The 1432-nt window shown below is 42.1% G+C and carries 1 protein-coding gene; it reads right to left on the bottom strand.

The features are described 5' to 3' along the window. Window positions 1-201: 201 nt before the first annotated feature. Window positions 202-1432: IS30 family transposase (locus ROSEINA2194_RS13445; RefSeq protein WP_044928109.1), on the bottom strand; the 1231-nt coding region annotated here is incomplete at its 5' end.

The following is a 1432-nucleotide window of genomic DNA, read 5'->3' as shown; positions in this document are numbered from 1 at the left end:
ACTAAATTCTATATTTTAGGGTTTGACGAAATGCGTCAAACCCTTTAAAGTGGAATTTAACCAGACATTGTTTGTGCATTTACTGGAAAAAGGCGTACTGATAAGGCAACTGGAATCGTGCCCTGTAAGACTAAATTCCACTTGCCTGGAGGAAAAAATATGCAAGACTCTTATCCGCAGATTCATATGTAATGTCTGGTTCTATTTTTGTAATAATGCCGGTGTCAATACAATCTCATCATCTGGTATCTCAGTAAGTCCAAAGTAATCTATTACCTCTGAAGGCAGCATGAGTTTTGCAAGCTTCAAGGGTGACATTCCACCCAGGCTCTGCCGGGGAGAACTGTTGATATGGCTCATCATCAGAGTGATGTCTTCCTGAGAGTAGTCATCAAAGGAGGTGCCTTTCGGGCATATTTTACGGATATATTCATGGTTTTTCTCACAATGAGGTTTTTGCCAGGAACACATAGGATCGCAATAATAAATGCTTGTACGAATCAGGTTTTCCTGTCCGCATTCCAATGCGGCAGGATTCCGGAATTCACCACCTCTGTCTGTCAGGACTAAAGAGAATACAGAGGAAAATGAAAAAGTTCCTAAGGAGCGTTCGATAGAGTCAAAAATGGCTTTTACATGACAGACCTCTTTACTGTCGAGAAGGTAGGCCATCATAAGGGAACAACAATCAAAGTGAAGGGTAAGTAACACTTTTTTTGAACCTTCACAGCCCAGGACAGTATCCATTTCCGTAACCCTTGTGTCAGGAAATTCCTTTAAAAAAGCCTGGTAGTCTTTGTAAGTACGTCCTTCATAAATGGTCAGATCGGCAGCTTCAGAAGAACTGCAGGAACGCACCTTATATTTCACCTTTTTAGGAAGGTCGATATTTTTCACACTAAGAGCTCCGGACTCGATGTAGTTATAAAGAGTTTTTTCAGATAGAGCAATTTCCGGATGATTGCGGAGGATCATGTAAGGAGACTGCCCCTGCAGAATGAGAGGGGTTACCAATTCATCCAAAGCAACAAGGTCAGCAGGCGAAATGTTAATACCTGCTCTTGATTCCACAAGGATGGTTTTATATTGCCTGTGTGCAGTGGATGAGCGGTAGTAGGCTTTATCGAGGCGGCAGGGATTCTTTTTACTGCAACCATTGCAGACAAAAGGGGCTTTATCCAGCAAACTGCAATGGTAAGATCGAGGAATAAAGTCCTCGCAGTGAGAGTTGCAATGATTGCAGGATCTGCACATCCTTTTGCAAACAGGGGCATAGGTACCACAAATATTTTTCTTTTTGCAATCTTTTGCCAAAGCACATTTGTTAGCAGGTTCATTAAAACGATTGTGTTCCTGGAAAGACCTGTGCTTTTTGATTTCCTTGGAGATGGTGGTGGGATCTTTTCCTAACTGTAAGGCAATGGAACGGAGA

It is taken from the genome of Roseburia inulinivorans DSM 16841 (assembly GCF_000174195.1).
Lineage (GTDB): Bacteria > Bacillota > Clostridia > Lachnospirales > Lachnospiraceae > Roseburia > Roseburia inulinivorans.
This window is presented reverse-complemented; position numbering and strand designations above follow the sequence as displayed.